The 18716-nt window shown below is 75.4% G+C and carries 18 protein-coding genes; 17 read left to right on the top strand and 1 reads right to left on the bottom strand.

Annotated elements, in window-relative coordinates:
- Positions 1-95 precede the first annotated feature (95 nt).
- The 8 genes from ribD to FZ988_RS14770 all read left to right on the top strand — a co-directional run bounded on the left by ribD (position 96) and on the right by FZ988_RS14770 (position 6157).
- Positions 96-1193, top strand: a complete 1098-nt coding sequence (gene ribD, locus FZ988_RS14805) for a bifunctional diaminohydroxyphosphoribosylaminopyrimidine deaminase/5-amino-6-(5-phosphoribosylamino)uracil reductase RibD (protein ID WP_149204907.1) — start codon at positions 96-98, stop codon at positions 1191-1193.
- Positions 1193-1795 carry a riboflavin synthase gene (locus FZ988_RS14800; RefSeq protein WP_149204813.1) on the top strand — a complete coding sequence of 201 codons (603 nt, stop codon included), beginning with the start codon at positions 1193-1195 and terminating at the stop codon, positions 1793-1795. Before ribD ends, FZ988_RS14800 begins: the two co-directional genes overlap by 1 nt.
- The gene (gene ribB, locus FZ988_RS14795; protein ID WP_149204812.1) at positions 1792-3144 is read left to right on the top strand and encodes a 3,4-dihydroxy-2-butanone-4-phosphate synthase; all 1353 of its coding nucleotides are present in this window, start codon (positions 1792-1794) and stop codon (positions 3142-3144) included. Before FZ988_RS14800 ends, ribB begins: the two co-directional genes overlap by 4 nt.
- Positions 3141-3608, top strand: coding sequence for a 6,7-dimethyl-8-ribityllumazine synthase (gene ribH / locus FZ988_RS14790; protein ID WP_149204811.1), 468 nt, complete (start codon positions 3141-3143; stop codon positions 3606-3608). Before ribB ends, ribH begins: the two co-directional genes overlap by 4 nt.
- A 5-nt stretch (positions 3609-3613) precedes the next feature.
- The gene (gene pnuC / locus FZ988_RS14785; protein ID WP_149204810.1) at positions 3614-4309 is read left to right on the top strand and encodes a nicotinamide riboside transporter PnuC; all 696 of its coding nucleotides are present in this window, start codon (positions 3614-3616) and stop codon (positions 4307-4309) included.
- 49 nt (positions 4310-4358) lie between these two features.
- Positions 4359-4622: a phosphoribosyl-ATP diphosphatase gene (locus FZ988_RS14780; RefSeq protein WP_149204809.1), complete on the top strand. Its 264-nt coding sequence runs from the start codon at positions 4359-4361 to the stop codon at positions 4620-4622.
- Positions 4623-4786: 164 nt separating this feature from the next.
- Positions 4787-5638 (top strand): ATP phosphoribosyltransferase, encoded by an 852-nt coding sequence (hisG, locus tag FZ988_RS14775; RefSeq protein ID WP_149204808.1) that lies wholly within the window; start codon positions 4787-4789, stop codon positions 5636-5638.
- Positions 5639-5650: 12 nt separating this feature from the next.
- Positions 5651-6157 (top strand): PH domain-containing protein, encoded by a 507-nt coding sequence (locus FZ988_RS14770; RefSeq protein ID WP_246169540.1) that lies wholly within the window; start codon positions 5651-5653, stop codon positions 6155-6157.
- A gap of 47 nt (positions 6158-6204) precedes the next feature.
- Here FZ988_RS14770 and FZ988_RS14765 read toward each other — a convergent pair whose 3' ends face one another.
- Positions 6205-7350, bottom strand: a complete 1146-nt coding sequence (locus FZ988_RS14765) for a DUF3866 family protein (protein WP_149204807.1) — start codon at positions 7348-7350, stop codon at positions 6205-6207.
- A gap of 33 nt (positions 7351-7383) precedes the next feature.
- On the opposite strand from FZ988_RS14765, the gene FZ988_RS14760 reads away from it, so the two are divergent.
- From FZ988_RS14760 to lnt, 9 genes are all read left to right on the top strand, one after another.
- Entirely contained in the window at positions 7384-8391 is a 1008-nt protein-coding gene (locus FZ988_RS14760) for a helix-turn-helix transcriptional regulator (RefSeq protein ID WP_149204806.1), read from the top strand.
- On the top strand, positions 8384-9385 hold the full coding sequence (locus FZ988_RS14755) for a helix-turn-helix transcriptional regulator (protein WP_149204805.1): 1002 nt from the start codon (positions 8384-8386) through the stop codon (positions 9383-9385). Before FZ988_RS14760 ends, FZ988_RS14755 begins: the two co-directional genes overlap by 8 nt.
- Positions 9386-9394: 9 nt before the next feature.
- Positions 9395-9721, top strand: a complete 327-nt coding sequence (locus FZ988_RS14750; protein ID WP_149204804.1) for a hypothetical protein — start codon at positions 9395-9397, stop codon at positions 9719-9721.
- 92 nt (positions 9722-9813) lie between these two features.
- Positions 9814-10083 carry a Sec-independent protein translocase subunit TatA gene (gene tatA, locus FZ988_RS14745; RefSeq protein WP_149204803.1) on the top strand — a complete coding sequence of 90 codons (270 nt, stop codon included), beginning with the start codon at positions 9814-9816 and terminating at the stop codon, positions 10081-10083.
- Positions 10084-10147: 64 nt separating this feature from the next.
- Positions 10148-10939: a twin-arginine translocase subunit TatC gene (gene tatC, locus FZ988_RS14740; protein WP_149204802.1), complete on the top strand. Its 792-nt coding sequence runs from the start codon at positions 10148-10150 to the stop codon at positions 10937-10939.
- Positions 10936-11862 (top strand): diacylglycerol/lipid kinase family protein, encoded by a 927-nt coding sequence (locus FZ988_RS14735; protein WP_149204801.1) that lies wholly within the window; start codon positions 10936-10938, stop codon positions 11860-11862. Before tatC ends, FZ988_RS14735 begins: the two co-directional genes overlap by 4 nt.
- Before the next feature lie 107 nt (positions 11863-11969).
- On the top strand, positions 11970-14858 hold the full coding sequence (locus tag FZ988_RS14730; protein ID WP_149204800.1) for a DEAD/DEAH box helicase: 2889 nt from the start codon (positions 11970-11972) through the stop codon (positions 14856-14858).
- Between the two features lie 20 nt (positions 14859-14878).
- Positions 14879-16549 (top strand): amidohydrolase, encoded by a 1671-nt coding sequence (locus FZ988_RS14725; protein ID WP_149204799.1) that lies wholly within the window; start codon positions 14879-14881, stop codon positions 16547-16549.
- Between the two features lie 377 nt (positions 16550-16926).
- Positions 16927-18489: an apolipoprotein N-acyltransferase gene (lnt, locus tag FZ988_RS14720; protein ID WP_149204798.1), complete on the top strand. Its 1563-nt coding sequence runs from the start codon at positions 16927-16929 to the stop codon at positions 18487-18489.
- The last annotated feature ends 227 nt before the right edge of the window (positions 18490-18716 follow it).

The following is an 18716-nucleotide window of genomic DNA, read 5'->3' as shown; positions in this document are numbered from 1 at the left end:
GCGCACCCCGGAGCCTGAGAGCTCGGGAGGTGCCGGTGGTCGACACGCAGCGCAGCAGCGCCGTCGCGCCCCCGACGTCCCACGAGCTCTCGGCGATGGACCGCGCGCTCGAGCTCGCTCTCCGTGGTCCCGTGCACGGGCCGAACCCGCGCGTCGGGTGCGTGCTCCTCGCCCCGGACGGCACGCGGCTGGGGGAGGGCTTCCACGCGGGCGCCGGGACGCCGCACGCCGAGGCTGCCGCGGTGGCCGCGGCCTGGTCGAGCGGCGTCGACCTCAGGGGCAGTACGGCCGTCGTCTCGCTCGAGCCCTGCGCGCACACGGGCCGCACAGGTCCGTGCACGCGGGTGCTAGTCGAGGCGGGCGTCGGCCGGGTGCTGCACGCGGTGGACGACCCGAACCCCGTGGCGACCGGCGGGGCGGCCCAGCTGCGCGCCGCGGGCCTCGAGGTGGTCGGCGGCGTGAGGCGGTTGGAGGGCGAGGCGCTCCTGCGCACGTGGCTGCACGCGCTGCGCTCCGGCCGACCGTTCGTCACGCTCAAGGTCGCCACGTCGCTCGACGGCCGGGTCGCCGCCGCCGACGGCTCGAGCCGGTGGATCACCTCGGCCGAGGCGCGCGCCGACGCGCACCGGCGTCGGGCGGAGGTGGACGCGATCGTCGTCGGGACGGGGACCGCGCTGGCGGACGACCCGGCGCTGACCGCCCGGACCACCGGCGGGGACCTGGCGGCGCACCAGCCGCTGCGCGTCGTCGTCGGCATGCGTGACCTCCCTGCGGCCGCGAGGCTCCGCGGCCCGGGCGGCGAGCTCGTCCAGGCCCGCACGCACGACGCCGGTGAGGTGCTGGCCGCCCTCGGCGCGCGCGAGGTCCGTCACGTCCTCGTCGAGGGCGGGCCCACGCTCGCCGCCGCGTTCCTGGGCGCGGGCCTCGTCGACGAGGTGCACGCCTACGTCGCCCCCGTGCTGCTCGGCGCCGGGCCGGTAGCCGTGGGCGACCTGGGCGTCACCACGATCGGCGAGGCGCTGCGCCTGCGCACGGTCTCGGTGCAGACCGTCGGGCCGGACGTGCTGCTGGTCGCCGTCCCGCAGCGCCCCGCGGCGAGCACCCCGGACGCGTCCGACGAGCCGCACGGGCGTCCGGACGCCACCGACCTGACGGTGCCCCCGACGGGTACCGGACCGATGGAGGAGAGCTGATGTTCACGGGGATCGTCGAAGAGGTCGGGGACGTCGCCGCGCTCGAGCGGCATGGCGCCGACGCGCGGCTCACCGTCCGGGCGGGGGTCGTCGTCGACGGCACGCGCCTGGGCGACTCGATAGCGGTCGACGGCGTCTGCCTGACCGTGACCGACCTGACGGCCGGCACGTTCACGGTGGACGTGATGCCCGAGACGCTCGAGCGCAGCGCGCTCGGTCGCCTCGTGGCCGGCAGCGCCGTGAACCTCGAGCGGGCCGTGCGCGCGGACGGGCGTCTCGACGGGCACCTCGTGCAGGGGCACGTGGACGGGGTCGGCGAGCTCGTCAGCCGCACGCCCGGGGCGCGGTGGGACGACCTCGTCGTGCGCCTGCCCTCGACCCTCGCGCGCTACGTCGCGGAGAAGGGGTCGATCGCCGTCTCCGGGGTCTCGCTGACGGTGACCCGCGTCGGCGACGACACGTTCGGCGTCTCCCTCATCCCCACCACCCTCGAGGCGACCACGCTCGGCCGCCTGCGGGTCGGCGACCCGGTCAACCTGGAGGTCGACGTGATCGCCAAGTACGTGGAGCGCCTGCTCGGCGCACGGGGGGCGGACGCATGAGCGCTGTCGCGGGACTCCCGTCCGCGGGGGAGCCGGGCGGCGCCGCCGCACCCGGAGCGCGCGACGTGCCCACGGGCCTGGGAACCGTCGAGGAGGCCCTCGACGCCCTGCGCGCGGGCCGGCCCGTCCTCGTCGCGGACTCGCCCGACAGGGAGAACGAGGCCGACGTCATCCTGGCCGCGCAGTCGGCGACGGCGGAGTGGGTGGGCTGGACGATCCGGCACTCGTCCGGTTACCTGTGCGCGCCGATGCCCGCGGCCCGTGCCGACGCCCTGCAGCTCCCGCTCATGGTCCCGACGAGCCAGGACCCGCGGCGCACCGCGTACACCGTGACGGTGGACGCGGCCGACGGCGTCACCACCGGCATCTCGGCCGCGGACCGCACCCGGACCCTCCGGGTCCTCGCCGACCCGTCCGCGGGACCCGCGAGCGTCATCCGTCCCGGCCACGTGCTCCCGCTGCGCGCGGTCCCCGGTGGCGTGCTGCACCGCGCGGGCCACACCGAGGCGGCCGTCGACCTGTGCCGGCTCGCGGGCCTCGAGCCCGTGGCGGGCATCGCGGAGCTGGTCCACGACGACGGCTCGATGATGCGGCTCGACGCCGTCCTCGACCTGGCCCGTGACACCGGCCTCGTGACGCTCACCATCGAGGACCTCGCAGCGTGGCGACGCGAGCACGACGACCTCCCGGGGACGTCCGACGCGCCGACCGCCCCTCGCGTGCACCCGACGGGCTCCGCCCGGCTGCCGACGCGGCACGGGGCCTTCACGGTGCACGGCTACCGCGACCTCACGACGGGTGCGGCGCACGTCGCGCTGGTCCCCGCGGAGCCGCCGCAGGTGCCGCCGGCGGGCGCGCCCCAGCCGGCGGCCCCGCTCGTGCGGGTCCACAGCGAGTGCCTGACCGGTGACGCGTTCGCCTCGATCCGCTGCGACTGCGGGCCCCAGCTCGAGACCGCGATGGCACGCGTGGCCGCAGAGGGCGGCGCGGTCGTGTACCTGCGGGGCCACGAAGGTCGGGGGATCGGCCTGCTCGCGAAGATCGACGCGTACGCGCTGCAGGACGCGGGCCGGGACACCGTCGAGGCGAACCTCGACCTCGGCCTGCCCGCTGACCGTCGCGAGTACGGCGCGGCGGCCGCGATCCTCGCGGACCTCGGGCTCACGCGGCTGCGGCTGCTCACCAACAACCCCGCCAAGGTCAACGGCCTGACGGCCCACGGGATCGAGGTCGAGGCGATGGTGCCGATCGAGGTCGGGCGGACGGTCGAGAACGCGGCGTACCTGCACACCAAGGCGGTGGCGATGGGCCACCTGCTGACCCACGACATGACGGAGGACCCCCGATGAGCGGAGCCGGTGCACCCACGCTCGAGCTGGACGGCTCGGGCCTCGCGGTGACGGTCGTCGCCGCGAGCTGGCACGACGTCGTCATGGACGGCCTGATCGCGGGTGCCGTCCGCGCGCTCGAGGAGATGCGGGTGCACGACGTGCGCTTGCTGCGGGTGCCGGGCTCGTTCGAGCTCCCCGTGGCCGCGGCACGGCTCGCCCGCACGAGCGTCGACGCGATCGTCGCGCTCGGGGTCGTGATCCGTGGCGGCACGCCCCACTTCGACTACGTGTGCTCGGCCGCGACGCAGGGCCTGACCCAGGTGACCGTGCGCACGGGGGTGCCGATCGGGTTCGGGGTGCTCACCTGCGACGACGAGGCGCAGGCGCTCGACCGCGCGGGCCTGCCGGGCTCGCGCGAGGACAAGGGCGCGGAGGCCGCTCAGGCTGCGGTCGCGACGGTCCTGGCCCTCCGCGGGATCTGACGACGATGCTCGACTGGCTCTTCGACGCCCAGCTCGTGCTCGCGGGGCACCCCATCCTGTGGCGCGAGGTCGTGGGCAACCTGTTCGGCCTCGCGTCCGCGGTCGGCGGCATGCGTCGCAAGGTCTGGGCGTGGCCCGTCGGCATCGTCGGGAACGTCCTGCTGCTCACGGTGTTCCTCGGCGGCGTCTTCGACACGCCGCAGGACCGCGACCTGTACGGGCAGGCGGGCCGGCAGGTGTTCTTCGTCGTGGTCGCCGCCTTCGGCTGGGTCCGGTGGCGGCGCACGCTGCGGCTCGCCGGGCCCGACGCGCCGGCGGTGGTCCCGCGCTGGGCGGGTCGAGCCGGCTGGACCCAGATCCTGGTGGTCGCGGTCGTCGGGACCGTGACCTTCGGGCTCGTGTTCCGGGCGCTCGGCTCGTGGGGGCCGTGGGCCGACGCCTGGATCTTCACGGGGAGCCTGCTCGCCACGTACGGGATGGCGCGCGGCTGGACCGAGTTCTGGCTCATCTGGATCGCCGTCGACGTCGTCGGGGTGCCCCTCCTGCTGCGTGCGGGCTACTACCCCTCGGCCGTGCTGTACCTCGTCTACGGCGGGGTCGTGCTCTACGGCTTCACCGTGTGGCTCCGCGCGCAACGCACGCAGGAGGCGCAGCAGATCACTGCCGCGGCAGCCGTCGGTGCGGGCACGGGGACCGCCTGACGGCGGACACGGGAGCCGCGTCGTCGTCGTGCGTCTAGGCTCTACCGACGTGAAGACGTTCGACGCGCTGTTCGACGAGCTGGCCGAGAAGGCCAGGACCCGCCCCGCCGGCTCAGGCACGGTCGCGGAGCTGGACGCCGGCGTCCATGCCATCGGCAAGAAGATCGTCGAGGAGGCCGCCGAGGTCTGGATGGCCGCCGAGCACGAGGGCGACGAGCGGACGGCCGAGGAGATCTCCCAGCTGCTCTACCACCTGCAGGTCCTCATGCTCGCGAAGGGCCTCACGCTCGAGGACGTCTACACGCACCTGTAGGCCCCTGGGGCCCGCCCGGCCCCGCCGGGCCGACGACCACCAGGCGCCCGCCCGTCCGGCCAGGCACGACCCGCACCGCCCGCCCAGCCCCATCCCGACCGGCCGAGGGACCGGCCTCCGCCCGGAGCCGACCCGAGCCCCTTCCCACGAATCGCGAGGACACCGTGCTGCGGATCGCCGTCCCCAACAAGGGCTCCCTGTCGGAGCCCGCCGCCGAGATGCTGCGCGAGGCCGGGTACCGCCAGCGCCGGGACTCGCGCGAGCTCGTCCTGCCGGACCCGGACAACGACGTCGAGTTCTTCTTCCTGCGCCCCCGCGACATCGCGGTGTACGTCGGAGCAGGAACGGTCGACGTCGGCATCACCGGCCGTGACCTCCTGCTCGACTCGGCGTCGTCGGCGACCGAGCACCTCGAGCTGGGCTTCGGCCGCTCCACGTTCCGGTTCGCGGCGCCCGCGACGCAGGGCCTGCGTGACGTCTCCGAGGTCGACGGCCGCCGCGTCGCGACGTCCTACCCGGTGCTCGTCGGCGAGTACCTGCGCTCGCACGGTGTCACGGCCTCGGGGGTCGTCCGGCTCGACGGGGCGGTGGAGACCGCGATCCGCCTCGGCGTCGCGGACGTCATCGCGGACGTCGTGGAGACCGGCACGACGTTGCGCGCCGCGGGTCTCGAGATCTTCGGCGAGCCGATCCTGAAGTCGCAGGCGGTCCTCGTGCGCCGCACGGACGGCGCGGAGCCCGCGGGGCTCGACGTGCTCACCCGGCGCCTCCAGGGTGTCCTGACGGCGCGGCAGTACGTCCTGATGGACTACGACGTGCCGCTCGCGCTCGTGGACCAGGCGGTCGCGATCACACCGGGGCTCGAGTCGCCGACGGTGTCGCCGCTGCACAACCGGGAGTGGGCGGCCGTGCGGGCGATGGTGCGCCGGGACGAGACCAACCGGGTCATGGACGCGCTGTACGACGTCGGGGCGCGCGCCATCCTCGTCACCTCGATCCACGCGTGCCGACTCTGAGCGAGCCCCACGGTGGCCTCCCCGAGCGACTCGTCCAGCGGCACGCCGGAGCGGCGGCCGGACGCTCGACGGCCTGACCTCTACCGGCCGTTCCGCCCGCGCGCGGCCCGTGTCGTCTCAGGGGTCCTCGCGGTCGCGGTCCTCGCGATGATGGTCGCCATCGCGTGGCTCCTGCCGGAGGTCGCGCCGGGACGCCAGTCGGTCCTCGACCGTGCCGGCATCGTCGGGTTCGGTGTGCTCGTCGCGTGGTTCCTGGTGCGGCAGGCCAACGTGCGGGCGGACCCGGACGCGCAGGGGCTCACCGTCCGCAACCTCGTGGTGACCCGGCGCGTCGCGTGGCCGGAGGTCGTGTCCGTGCGCTTCGGCCACGGTCGCCCCTGGGTGCAGCTCGACCTCGCCGACGGCGACACGCTCGCCGTGATGGCGGTCCAGGCGGCCGACGGCGCCCGCGCCAGGGCGGAGGCCCGCCGGATGGCGACCCTCGTCGCGCGGCACTCGCTGACGCCCCGCGACGACTGACCGGCCCCGCGGTGCGCCTGCCGGGTCACGAAGCGCCGGCCGACCGGTCAGGCGGGTGCGAGGAGGTCCGCGGCGTGCGCACCAGCCGCAGCCGAGGCGAGGAACGCCTCGGGGTCGGCGTCGAGGCCTCGTCCCATCGTGGACAGCCGTACGGGGCAGGCGCGCAGGGCGTCGAGCATCGCGGCGCCCGTCGGGACCTCGACGAGCCGGTGCCTGCCCGCGGGTGCGCAGACCTCGCGGGCCTGCGCGTGCACGCGGTCGAGCAGGGCGGCGCGGTCGCCGGCCGACGCGTCGTCCCCGTGCGCGACGGGGACGACCACGTCCGCGGTGGTCAGGGCCACGCGCCCGTAGGCGGTCATCGAGTGGTGGGACACGCCGAGATGGCGTTCGCGGGGGTCGGCGCCCGAGACGCGCAGGGCCGCGACGGGTCGGCCGCCCAGGACGCCCGCGGCGTTGACCGCCTCGCCCGCGGCGACGCCGGAGAAGCCCCACCGGGTCCCCGTCCCGAGGTTGCCCGGACCCTGCGTCACGACGACGAGGTCGGCAGCGCACACGAGCCGGGCGGAGAGCAGGCCCGTGTGCACGGTCACCGCCTCGAGGTCACCGCCGAACGCCTGCCCCACGGTCACGCAGGCGTCGAGCCAGCCCGCCTCACGCAGACCGGCGACGGTCCGGGAGAACCAGGCCGGCAACGCGCCGCCGTCGGTCATGACGTAGGTGACGCGCGGCGCGGGCCGGCCGGCCGCGGCTGCGGCGGCGCGGGCGCCCGCGACGACGGCCGGCAGCGCCGAGTGGAGGTCCGCCACGACCACCGGCGTGCCGTCGAGGTCGTCGGCGTCACGGAGCAGCGCGTGGTGCGGCGACTCCTGCTCGTCGACGCCCAGCACCATGGTCTGGAGCGGCGTGTAGCGCGCCTTGACGAGGTGCCCGGGCCCGGGTGCGGGGTCGGGCGGAAGCGCGTCCGGGAGCGCGACGACGAGTGCGTACCCGCCTGTGCCGAGCCCCCGCGCCTGCGCGGAGACGTTGACCAGGACACGGTCGCCGACGGCGGGGGAGCCGACGAGACCCGGGTGGGCGAGCGCCCGCACGTCGGTGCCCGCCTCCGGCCCGTCCTCGGTACGGACGATCAGCTCGGCGGCGCCGGACCACGCCGGCCCGAGCGACACCACGGTTCCGCTGCGCCAGGTGATCACCCGATCACGCTACCGGCACTAGCGTGTGCGGTGATGTCCGACTCCCTGCCTCCCGCCGAGCGGCTGCTCAACCTCGTCATCGCCCTGGTCAACACCCAGGGGCGCATGACGAAGGAGCAGATCCGCACCTCCGTCGCGGGCTACGAGCGTGCCGGCACCGCCGAGGCCTTCGAGCGCATGTTCGAGCGCGACAAGGAGGTGCTCCGGGAGCTGGGCGTCCCGGTGCTGACGGTCTCGAGCGCCGCGCACGGCGATGACCAGGGGTACCGCGTCGACCCGGACGCCTACCGTCTGCCGCCGATGGAGCTCAGCGCCGCGCAGCTCGGTGTCCTCGCGCTGGCGGCCGAGTTCTGGCAGGGCCAGACCCTGCGCACGGATGCGGCACGCGCCCTGACCAAGCTCCGGGTCGTCGGCTCGACGCCCTCGGAGACCGACGCCGTCGCGGGCCTCTCGCCGCGGCTGCACCCCGCGGGCCCGGCCCTCGCGCCGCTGCTGGACGCGACCCACGACCGGCAGGCCGTGACCTTCACCTACCGGACGGCGAGCACGGGCGAGGTCCGTGAGCGGCACGTCGAGCCGTGGCGGGTCATCGCGAGCAGGGGCGGGTGGTACCTGGTCGGGCACGACCGCGACCGCGCCGACGCGCGCGTGTTCCGCCTGTCCCGGATCGAGGGCGCCGTGCGCACCACGGGCGCCCCGGGGGCGTTCACGGTGCCCGACGGCGTGGACCCCGCGCACGTGCTCGACGACGCCCAGCAGCAGGAGCAGCGCACCGCGTGGCTCGCCGTGGCACCCGACCGTGCGGGGGCCCTGCGGTCGCGGGCCGTGGCGCAGGAGGCACCGGCCGCCATGACGGCGCCCGCGGGCATGGACCTGCTCGCGGTGCCCTACGTGCGCGCCGGGGACCTGGCGGCGGAGGTCGTCGGGTACACGGACGCGGTGGTGGTCCTCGACCCGCCGGAGCTGCGCGAGAGCGTGGTCCGGCGCCTGCGCGCGGCCGTGGAGATGGGCGAGCGGCTCTCGGGGGGTGACCGTGGCTGAGCGGACCCCCGAGCGGCTCGTGCGGCTCCTCGGCATGGTGGCCTTCCTGGACCGCAACCCCGGCGTGCAGGTCGAGCAGCTCGCGGCACACTTCGGCGTCACGCCCGAGCAGGTGCTGCGGGACGTCGACACGCTCTGGATGTCGGGGACGCCGGGGTACTGGCCGGACGACCTGATCGACTTCGACGCGGGGTCTCTCGAGACGGGGGTCATCCGCCTGACGCAGTCCCGTGGCATGGGCCACGCCCTGCGCCTGGGCACGCGTGAGGCCGTCGCGCTCATCGCGGCGCTCCGTGCGCTGCAGGAGGCCGTCGGCCCCGCCCTCGACCCGCAGCAGCGTGACGTCATGGCCAGCACCCTCGAGGCGCTGACCGCCGCGACGGGTGAGGCGGCCGCTGCGGTCGACGTGCAGCTCTCGGTCGACGCCGCTCCCGAGGTGCTCGTTGCCGTCGCGGCAGCGGTCGGGGAGGGGCGCCGCCTGCGCCTGCGCTACGTCAACGCCGCGGACGAGACGAGCGTGCGCGAGGTCGACCCCTGGCAGCTCGTGACCGGTGACGAGCACTCCTACCTCCAGGCGTGGTGCCACAGCGCACGCGGTGAGCGGCTCTTCCGCCTCGACCGCGTGCTCTCGGCCGAGGTGCTCGGCGCGGGTCTCGAGCACCCGCCCGGCCCCGTGCGGCCGACGTTCCAGCCCGCGGACGCGCACGAGCGCGTCCGGATCGAGCTCGACGGCACGGCCCGCTGGGTCGCCGAGCAGCTCCCGGTCGACGAGATCGAGGAGCTGCCCGACGGCGGCTTCCGCGTGTCGCTCCGCGTGGCGTCGTCGGCGTGGCTGCGGCACCTGCTGCTGCGCCTGGCCCCGCGTGTGCGCGACGTCGAGCCGCCCGAGGTCGCGGAGGACGCCGCCGCCGCGGCGCGCCGGGCCCTCGCGGCGTACGAGCCCGGGGCGTCCTCCTCCGTCGCGGGCGGTGGCCTGCCCGACGGTCGCGACTAGGCTGGCGCGGTGCTCTGGTTCTCCGTGTGGCTCGTCCTGGTCGTCGGGACGCTCGTCGGTGCGTTCTTCCTGCTCCGGCGCCTGTACCGCGCGGGCAAGGCCCTCCTCGTCGAGCTCGACCACGCGGCGCAGGTGTTCGGGGACCTCGCGGACCGGGCCGATGCGCTGGCCGAGGCCGCCACGGCACGCCACCCCGTGCAGCCGGTGCACCTCGACGACGCCGAGCCCGCGCGCGCCCGTGTCGCGGTGGCGCGGCAGGCCAAGGCTGCCCGTGCCGCACGGCGCGCGGCACGGCACGAGGCCACCTACGCCCGCTGGCGGGCGCTGTCCCACTGACCCCCGCACCCTGCGGTCCGCCAGGCCCCGCGCGCGCGGGGCACGTCGCGGCCCGGGCTAGCATGGTGCGACCTGAACCCGGGAGGAACGCGATGCTGAGGAACCTGCAGGGCTGGGAGTGGATCATCCTCCTGCTGATCGTGCTCCTCCTGTTCGGTGCGCGGCGCCTGCCGGACCTGGCCCGGAGCGTCGGCCGGTCCATGAAGATCTTCAAGTCCGAGGTCAAGGACATCCGTGGCGACCCGCCACGCACGTCCGGCGACGACTCCCTGCCCGCCGAGGGCCCGACGGTGCCCGGCGAGGCAGCCCCGCAGGCCACGGCACCCACGGCCGACGACGACGGTGGCCGGCCGCGCCCCTGAGGCGGGCCGCCCGGGCCGGGGTGCGCGCCGAGGCACGGTCGGGCACCGGAGCCCGGACGGGCGCATGCCCCTGCGCGCGCACATCCGCGAGCTGCGCAACCGGGTGCTCCTCGCCACGCTAGGGCTGCTCGCCGGCGCGGTCGTCGGCTGGGCCTTCTATCCGCAGATCTTCGCGGCCCTCCAGCGTCCGGTGGTGGAGCTCGCGAGCCGCCGCACCGAGGTCATCGCGCTGAACTTCGGTGGCGTCGCCACACCCCTGGACATGCAGATCAAGGTCGCGCTGTTCGCGGGCGTGATCCTCAGCTCTCCGTGGTGGATCTACCAGCTGTGGGCGTTCGTCACACCGGGGCTCACGCGTCGTGAGCGGTGGACCACGATCGGCTTCCTCGCGGCGGGCGTGCCCCTGTTCCTCGCCGGGGCCGGCGTCGCGTGGATGGTCCTGCCGATGGCTGTGGGGCTCCTCGCGGGCTTCACGCCTCAGGACGCGGTCAACATGATCGACGCCCAGGTGTACCTGGGCTTCATCATGCGCATGGTCCTGGCGTTCGGCCTCGCGTTCCTCCTCCCGGTGGTCATGGTCGGGCTGAACCTCGCCGGTCTCGTGCGCGGCTCGACCTGGTTGGGCGGCTGGCGCTGGGCGGTGCTCCTCACGTTCGTCTTCGCGGCCATCGCGACCCCCACCGCGGACGCCATCTCGCTGTTCGCCCTCGCACTGCCGATGGTCGCCCTGTACTTCGGGGCCGTCGGGGTGTGCGCGCTGCACGACCGGCGTGCGGACCGCCGCGCGCTCCTCGACGAGGACACGGGCGCGGCGTCGGACCCCGCCGACCGTTCGGCGGCGGCCGAGCCGGCATGACGTCCGCGCGGGGTCTGCGGCTCGGCGTCGTCGTCAACCCCACGGCCGGCTCCGGGCGGGGCTCGGCGCGCGGTGAGCACGTGATCGCGGCGCTGGGCAGGCGCGGGCACGACGTGCTGGACCTGACGGCCGCCGACCTCACGGCCGCGACGCAGCACGCACGGCAGGCCGTCGTCGACGGGCTCGACGCGTTGATCGTCGTCGGCGGGGACGGCATGACGCACCTGGGGGCGAACGTCGTCGCCGAGACGGACCTCCCGCTCGGGATCGTGGCGGCGGGCTCGGGCAACGACGTCGCGCGCGCCCTGGGGCTGCCGCTGCACGACGTCGACGCCGCCCTGCGGCGCATCGAGGACGGCATGGACGGTGGCCCCCGGCGCATCGACGCCGTGCTGACCGGAGCGCCCGACTACAGCGCCCACGAGTGGTTCGTCGGCGTGCTGTCCGCCGGCTTCGACGCGGCCGTCAACGCGCGTGCGAACGAGCTGCGCCGCCCCCAGGGCACCGCTCGGTACGTGGTCGCGCTCCTCGACGAGATCCGTCGGTTCCGCCCCTACGGGTACCGGATCACGCTCGACGACGAGACGTGGGAGTCGACGGGCACCCTCGTGGCCGTCGCGAACGGCCCGTCGTTCGGCGGCGGGATGCGCATCGCGCCCGACGCGCGGATGGACGACGGCCTCCTCGACGTGGTCGTCGCCAGCGGCCTGACGCGCGCGGGGCTGCTGGCGATCTTCCCGCGCGTGTTCTCGGGTGCGCACGTCCGGCATCCCGCGTGCCAGGTGCTCCGAACCCGCTCGGTGCTCATCGAGGCGAGCCCGCTGGGTCCCCACCCGCCGGTGGCGTTCGCCGACGGGGAGCGCACGGGTCCGCTGCCGCTGCGCGCGGAGGTCCGTCCAGGAGCGCTGCGGGTGCTCGCCTGACCACGGGTCGACGCGGCTGACGCCGCTCGGTCCACCGCCGGCCAGGACCGGCGCGCCGGGACCCCGCACCGCGGGTGGGGTGCCCGGGCGGTGCCTAGGCTGAGGCCATGTCCACCCCGGCCGAACGATACGCAGCGTCCCGTCGCCGGGCGGCCGAGCTCCGCACGGAGCTCGCGAGCTTCTCGCGCAGCTTCGAGTTCGAGCTCGACCCGTTCCAGGTCGAGGCGTGCACGGCCCTCGAGGGCGGACGCGGCGTGCTCGTGGCCGCGCCGACGGGCGCGGGCAAGACCGTCGTCGGCGAGTTCGCCGTGCACCTGGCCCTGGCGCAGGGCCGCAAGGCGTTCTACACCACGCCGATCAAGGCCCTGAGCAACCAGAAGTACGGCGACCTCGTGCGGCGGCACGGGGTCGAGTCCGTCGGCCTGCTCACCGGTGACACCACGATCAACGGTGAGGCCCCCGTCGTCGTCATGACGACGGAGGTTCTGCGCAACATGCTCTACTCCGGCTCCAGGACGCTCGACGGCCTGGGGTACGTCGTCATGGACGAGGTGCACTACCTCGCGGACCGCTTCCGGGGCCCGGTCTGGGAAGAGGTGATCATCCACCTGCCCGACGACGTCCAGCTGGTCTCGCTGTCCGCCACCGTCTCGAACGCCGAGGAGTTCGGCGACTGGCTGACCATGGTCCGGGGTGACACGGCGGTCGTCGTGAGCGAGGTGCGGCCGGTCCCGCTGTGGCAGCACGTGATGACGGGTGACGGGCTCTTCGACCTGTACGCGGGGCACGTCGACCCGACGGCGCCCGGCGTGGACCCGCCCATCAACCCCGACCTCGCGCTCGCGCTGCGGCGCGCCGACCGTGTCGACGGGCCGTGGCGCGGGCGCGGCGCAGGGGACCGCGGGTACCGGGGGCGCGGCGGGCGAGCGGCGGCCGGGCGGGTCGCGGGCGGGCCGGGCCGCAAGCCTCTGCCTCGCTTCGCTGTCGTGGACGTGCTGGACTCCGACGCGCTGCTCCCCGCGATCTTCTTCATCTTCTCGCGCGCCGGGTGCGACGCGGCCGTGCAGCAGTGCCTGCGCGCGGGCCTGCGCCTGACGACGGCCGAGCAGGAGGCGCAGATCCGACAGACCGTGGAGGAACGCTGCGCGTCGATCCCGCCGCAGGACCTCGCGGTGCTGGGGTTCTGGGAGTGGAGCCAGGCGCTCGAGCGGGGCATCGCAGCCCACCACGCCGGGCTGCTGCCGCTCTTCAAGGAGACCGTCGAGGACCTGTTCTCGCGGGGTCTCGTCAAGGTCGTGTTCGCGACGGAGACCCTCGCGCTCGGCATCAACATGCCCGCGCGGTCCGTCGTGCTCGACAAGCTCACGAAGTGGGACGGCAGCGCCCACGTCGACATCACGCCGGGGGAGTACACGCAGCTCACGGGCCGCGCCGGGCGCCGGGGGATCGACGTGGAGGGCCACGCCGTCGTCGTCGACCACGGCGCGCTCGACCCTGTGGGTCTCGCGGGGCTCGCGTCACGGCGCACGTACCCGCTGCGCTCGAGCTTCCGCCCCACCTACAACATGGCCGTGAACCTCGTGGCGCAGGTGGGCCGCGAGCGGGCGCGCGAGGTCCTCGAGACGAGCTTCGCGCAGTTCCAGGCGGACCGCGCGGTCGTGGGTCTGGCCCGCCAGGCCCAGGCGCACGCGGAGGCCCTGGACGGCTACGCCGCGGCGATGCGTTGCCACCTCGGGGACTTCGCGGAGTACTCGACGCTGCGGCGTCGCCTGTCCGACCGCGAGCAGGACCTCTCGCGTGAGGCGGCGAGGGCCCGTCGCAACGAGGCGCTCGAGAGCCTGCAGGCGCTGCGCGTCGGCGACGTCGTGCAGATCCCGACCGGACGGCGCGCCGGGTACGCCGTCGTCCTCGACCCCGGCGCCGACGCGGGCCTCGGCGGGCCCCGGCCCACCGTGCTCACGGCGGAGCGCCAGGTCCGCACCCTGTCGGCGAGCGAGCTCCCCGCCGGTGTCCGCACCGTGACCCGCATCCGCGTCCCGAAGCACTTCACGCCGCGCAACGCCGCCGCGAAGCGGGACCTCGCGTCCGCGATGCGTACCGCCCTGGCCGAGCCGCCCCGGGACGTCCCCGCGGGCCGCCCCGGTCGCGGCGCCACCGACCGGGCACCCGCGGCCGACGACGCGACGATCAACGGCCTGCGCCGCCGCATCCGCAGCCACCCCTGCCACGGCTGCTCCGAGCGCGAGGACCACGCACGCTGGGCAGAGCGCTACCACCGGCTGAAGAAGGAGCACGACGCGCTCGTCCGGCGGATCGAGGGCCGCACGAGCTCGATCGCGCGCGTGTTCGACAAGATCTGCGACGTCCTCGAGCAGACGGGCTACCTCGAGCGCACCGCCGACCTCGGCGACCCGGGCGGTGCGGACGCGACGCGGGAGGCCGGCCCGACGGTGCCGGCGCCCGCCGGCCCGGGGCGCACGACCGTCACCCCGGCGGGCCAGTTCCTGCGCAGGCTCTACGCCGAGAGCGACCTGCTCGTCGCCGAGTGCCTGCGCACCCACGTGTGGGACGGCCTCGACGCACCGAGCCTGGCCGCAGCCGTGTCCGCCGTCGTCTTCGAGGCCCGCCGTGAGGAGCGGGAGGGCGCGCCACCCGTCCCCGGCGGCCCCCACGGGCGCCTCGCGACCGCGCTCGACGAGACGGTGCGCCTCTGGTCGCGGCTCGAGGACCTCGAGGTCGCCCACGGGCTCTCCGCGACCCGGCCGCTCGACCTGGGGCTCGTCGAGGCCGTCCACCGCTGGGCGAGCGGGCGCAGCCTCGCCACCGTGCTGACGGGCACGGACCTCGCGGCCGGGGACTTCGTCCGGTGGTGCAAGCAGGTCATCGACCTGCTCGACCAGCTCAGCCAGGCGGCACCGACGGCGTCCACCCGCACGACGGCGCGTCGGGCCGTCGACCAGCTGCGCCGGGGCGTCGTGGCCTACAGCTCGGTCTGACGCTGCGCTACGTTCAGCGCGTGCGCTCCACCCTCTACCGCAACGGCGTGATCCACTCCCAGGCGGAACCGTTCGCCGAGGCGGTCCTCGTGGCGGACGGCGTCGTCGCATGGCTCGGGAGCGAGAGCACGGTCCACACCGTGCTCGACGGTGCCGACGAGGTGGTCGACCTCGACGGCGCCCTCGTGACGCCCGCCTTCGTCGACGCGCACGTCCACCTGCTCGAGACCGGGCTGGCGCTGCGCGGGCTCGACCTCTCGCCCGCCGCCGGGATCCGGGGCCTGGCGGACGTGCTCGACGCGGTGGCCGCCGCCGCTCGGGCGGCCCGGGCGCAGGGCCTCGACGCGCCGCTGCTCGGCCACGGGTGGGACGAGACCCGGTGGCCCGAGGGACGCCCTCCGACACGCAGCGAGGTGGACCGCGCCACGGACGGGGCCCCGGTGTACCTGGCACGCCGCGACGTGCACTCCGCCGTCGTCTCGAGCTCGTTCGCGCAGGTCGCCGGGTGCGTCGGTGCGGACGGGTGGTCCGATGACGGCCTCGTCACGGGCGATGCCCACCACCGGGCCCAGGCCGCCGCCCGCACGATGTCACCGGGTGCGCGCGAGGAGCTGTACCGCGACGCCCTGACGGCGGCCGCGCGGCACGGGATCGCGAGCGTCCATGAGCACTCCACGCCGTCGCTCGACTCGCGTGACGGGCTGGCGGCGCTGCTGGAGCTGACGCGTGACGCGGCGAGCGGTCTCCCGCTCGTCGTCGGCTACCGCGCCGAGCTGTGCGAGACGGCCGACGACGCGCGCGCCGTGCTCGAGGCGGTCCCGGGCCTCACAGGCCTCGGCGGAGACCTGGTGGTCGACGGGTCCCTCGGCTCGCGGACGGCGGCGCTGCGGGCCCCGTACGCCGACCTCGCGACGGGCCCGAGGCTCGTGGCCGAGCACCCGACCGGACGCCTGCTCCTCACGGCCGAGGAGGTCGCCAACCACGTGGCCTCGGTGACGCGTGCGGGCGCCCAGGCGGCGTTCCACGTGATCGGGGACCGGGCGATGGACGAGGTGCTGCTGGGCATCCGTGCGGCGTCGGACGTCGAAGGTGTCCCGGCGTTGCGCACCGCGGGCCACCGCCTCGAGCACGCGGAGATGGTGGACACCCGGACCCTCGCCGAGCTCGTGCTGCACGGCCTCACCGTGAGCGCTCAGCCGCGGTTCGACGCCCTGTGGGGCGGCCCCGGCCAGATGTACGAGCGTCGCCTCGGTGCCGGGCGGGCCGCCGCCCTCAACCCGTTCGCCGACCTCGCGGCCGCGGGGGTGCCGCTGGCCTTCGGGTCGGACTCCCCGGTGACACCGTTCGACCCGTGGGCGGCGGTGCTCGCCGCGATGCGCCACCACGACCCCACGCAGAGGATCTCGGCCCGGGCGGCGTTCAGGGCGCACACGCGCGGCGGGTGGCGGGCCGGACGGCTCATGCACACGGGTGCCGGTGAGATCCGGCTGGGTGCGCCCGCCACGCTCGCGATCTGGGCGGCCGGACCGCTCGCCGTCCAGGCGCCCGACAGCCGCGTCGCCGCCTGGAGCACCGACCCCAGGGCCGGCACGCCCCTGCTCCCGGAGCTCGGGGAGGGCGCACCGGCCCCCGCGTGCCTGCGTACGCTGCGGGACGGCGTGGTGCTGCACGACGCCCTCGGCCCGTCCTGAGGCCGTCGGGCGACACGCCGGGGCGACACGCCGCTGATGCGCCAACTCACCCATTCGGCCTCCCCGTGGCTGACCTGCGGCGACGGTGCTGACCTGCGACGACGCCACCTTGACTCACCCGGTGGAGCCGATAGGTTTCGGGTGTTCCTCCCCGTGGTCGTCAGGGCCTGCCCGCGCTCACCAGCGCGCGGGCCCACCCCAGAGGCGGAGGACACCGGCTGGGCCCGCGCGTTCAGTAGACAACGGACGATGCCCCTCACGGGACGACGTCGTCCGGTCCGAAGGACGCGCGGGCCAGTCGGTCGGTGACCGGCCCGGCCACGGCAGCACAGCCGCTCCCGGGCCGGCGCACCGATCGCGGCGGCTTAGGGTGTGGTGTGCCGTTCGCAGCTCCCGGTCGTCGGGCGACCCTTGTCCTTGCCGTCGTCGCGGGCCTCGTCACCGATGCGGGCTTCCCCGGGTGGGGCCTGTGGCCGCTCACCTTCGTGGGTGTGGCCCTGCTGTTCGTGGCGCTGGGCCGTGACAGCGCACGGTGGAACGCCCTCGTCGGCCTCCTGTTCGGCCTCGCGTTCTTCCTGCCGCACATCCTCTGGGCGTACGAGGCGGTGGGCCCGGTCCCGTGGGTCGCGCTCTCTCTCGCCGAGGCGGGGTTCGTCGGCCTCTTCGGTGCCGCCTGGGCGTGGGCCAGGCGCGGTGCGGTGATCTGGACGAAGGCCCGGTTGCAGGTCCCCGTCTTCGCGCTCCTGTGGGTGGGCATGGAGGAGGCGCGGTCGATCGCACCGTTCGGCGGGTTCCCGTGGGGGCGCCTCGCGTTCTCGCAGGCCGACTCCCCACTGGGGCGATGGGCGTGGGCGGGCGGTGCGCCGCTCGTCTCGGGCCTGGTCGTCGTGCTCGGTGTGCTCCTGGCCCTCGCCCTGCTCGCCGTGCGCCGGGTCGACGTGGGCACGGCCAGCGCGCACGTGCTGCTCGGCGCGGCCCTGCTGGGCTCCGGCATCCTCCTGCCGCTGGACACGGCCCCGCAGGAGGGCACGCTCAAGGTCGGCGCGGTCCAGGGCAACGTGCCGAACAGGGGGCTCGACTCCTTCGACCAGGAGCGTGAGGTCCTGGCCAACCACGTGCTCGGGACGACGGCGCTGCTCGACCAGGTCGAGCCGGGTGAGCTCGACGTCGTGCTCTGGCCGGAGAACGGGTCGGACATCGACCCGCGCATGGACGCGGAGGCCGGTGCGGCTGTCTCGTCGGTCGCGCAGGCCGTCGACGCCCCCATCCTCGTCGGGACGCTCGAGTACCCGGCCGGCGGCGGCCGGCTCAACATCTCCCTGCTCTGGGAGCCTGACGCCGGACCCGTCGACTCCTACGCGAAGCAGCACCCGGCGCCCTTCGCGGAGTACATCCCGATGCGGGAGGTCGCACGGATCTTCTCCGAGGACGTGGACCGCGTGCGCACGGACATGCTGCCCGGCACGGAGGTGGGCCTCGTGGAGCTCGACTCGGAGCGACTCGGGCGCACGGTCGGGATCGGCGACGTGATCTGCTTCGAGGTCGCGTACGACGACCTGGTGCGGGACGCCGTCGCGGCCGGGGGAGAGGTCCTCGTGGTCCAGACGAACAACGCGACGTTCGGCGAGACCGACGAGGGCACGCAGCAGCTCGCGATGTCCCGGCTGCGGGCCATCGAGCACGGCCGCGCGACGGTGCAGATCTCGACGGTGGGCGTGAGCGGTGTCATCACACCGAGCGGCGCGCTCACGCAGGAGACCGACCTGTTCACCGCGGAGCAGATGGTCGCGTCGCTGCCGCTGCGCTCGGAGCTGACTCCGGCGACGCGATTCGGCGACGCGCTGGCGTGGGCGGTCCGCGGGCTCGCGGTCGTCTGCACCGTGGCCGGCATGGTCGGTGCGGCGCGGATCCGTCGCGCGGACCGCCCGTCGCCTCAGTGAGGTCCGGGCGGGAGTGACGTCCACGTCGGGGGTGGCGTCTCCGTCGGGAGCGGTGCCGTCACGCGTGACGTGCGCGGGCATGACGAGGGGGGGGCGCCCCCGCGGGGGGGGGGGCGGGGGGGGGGGGGCGGGGGGGGCCGCCGCGGGGGGGGGGGGGGGGCGCGGCCCGGGCGCGCCGCTCCGGGCCAGGGGCGGCGCGGCGCCCCCCGCCGCAGCCCCCGCCGCCC

Source organism: Actinotalea subterranea (assembly GCF_008364845.1).
Classification (GTDB): domain Bacteria; phylum Actinomycetota; class Actinomycetes; order Actinomycetales; family Cellulomonadaceae; genus Actinotalea; species Actinotalea subterranea.
Note: the sequence above shows the minus strand (reverse complement) of the source record. Positions and strands in the feature narration are given on the sequence as shown.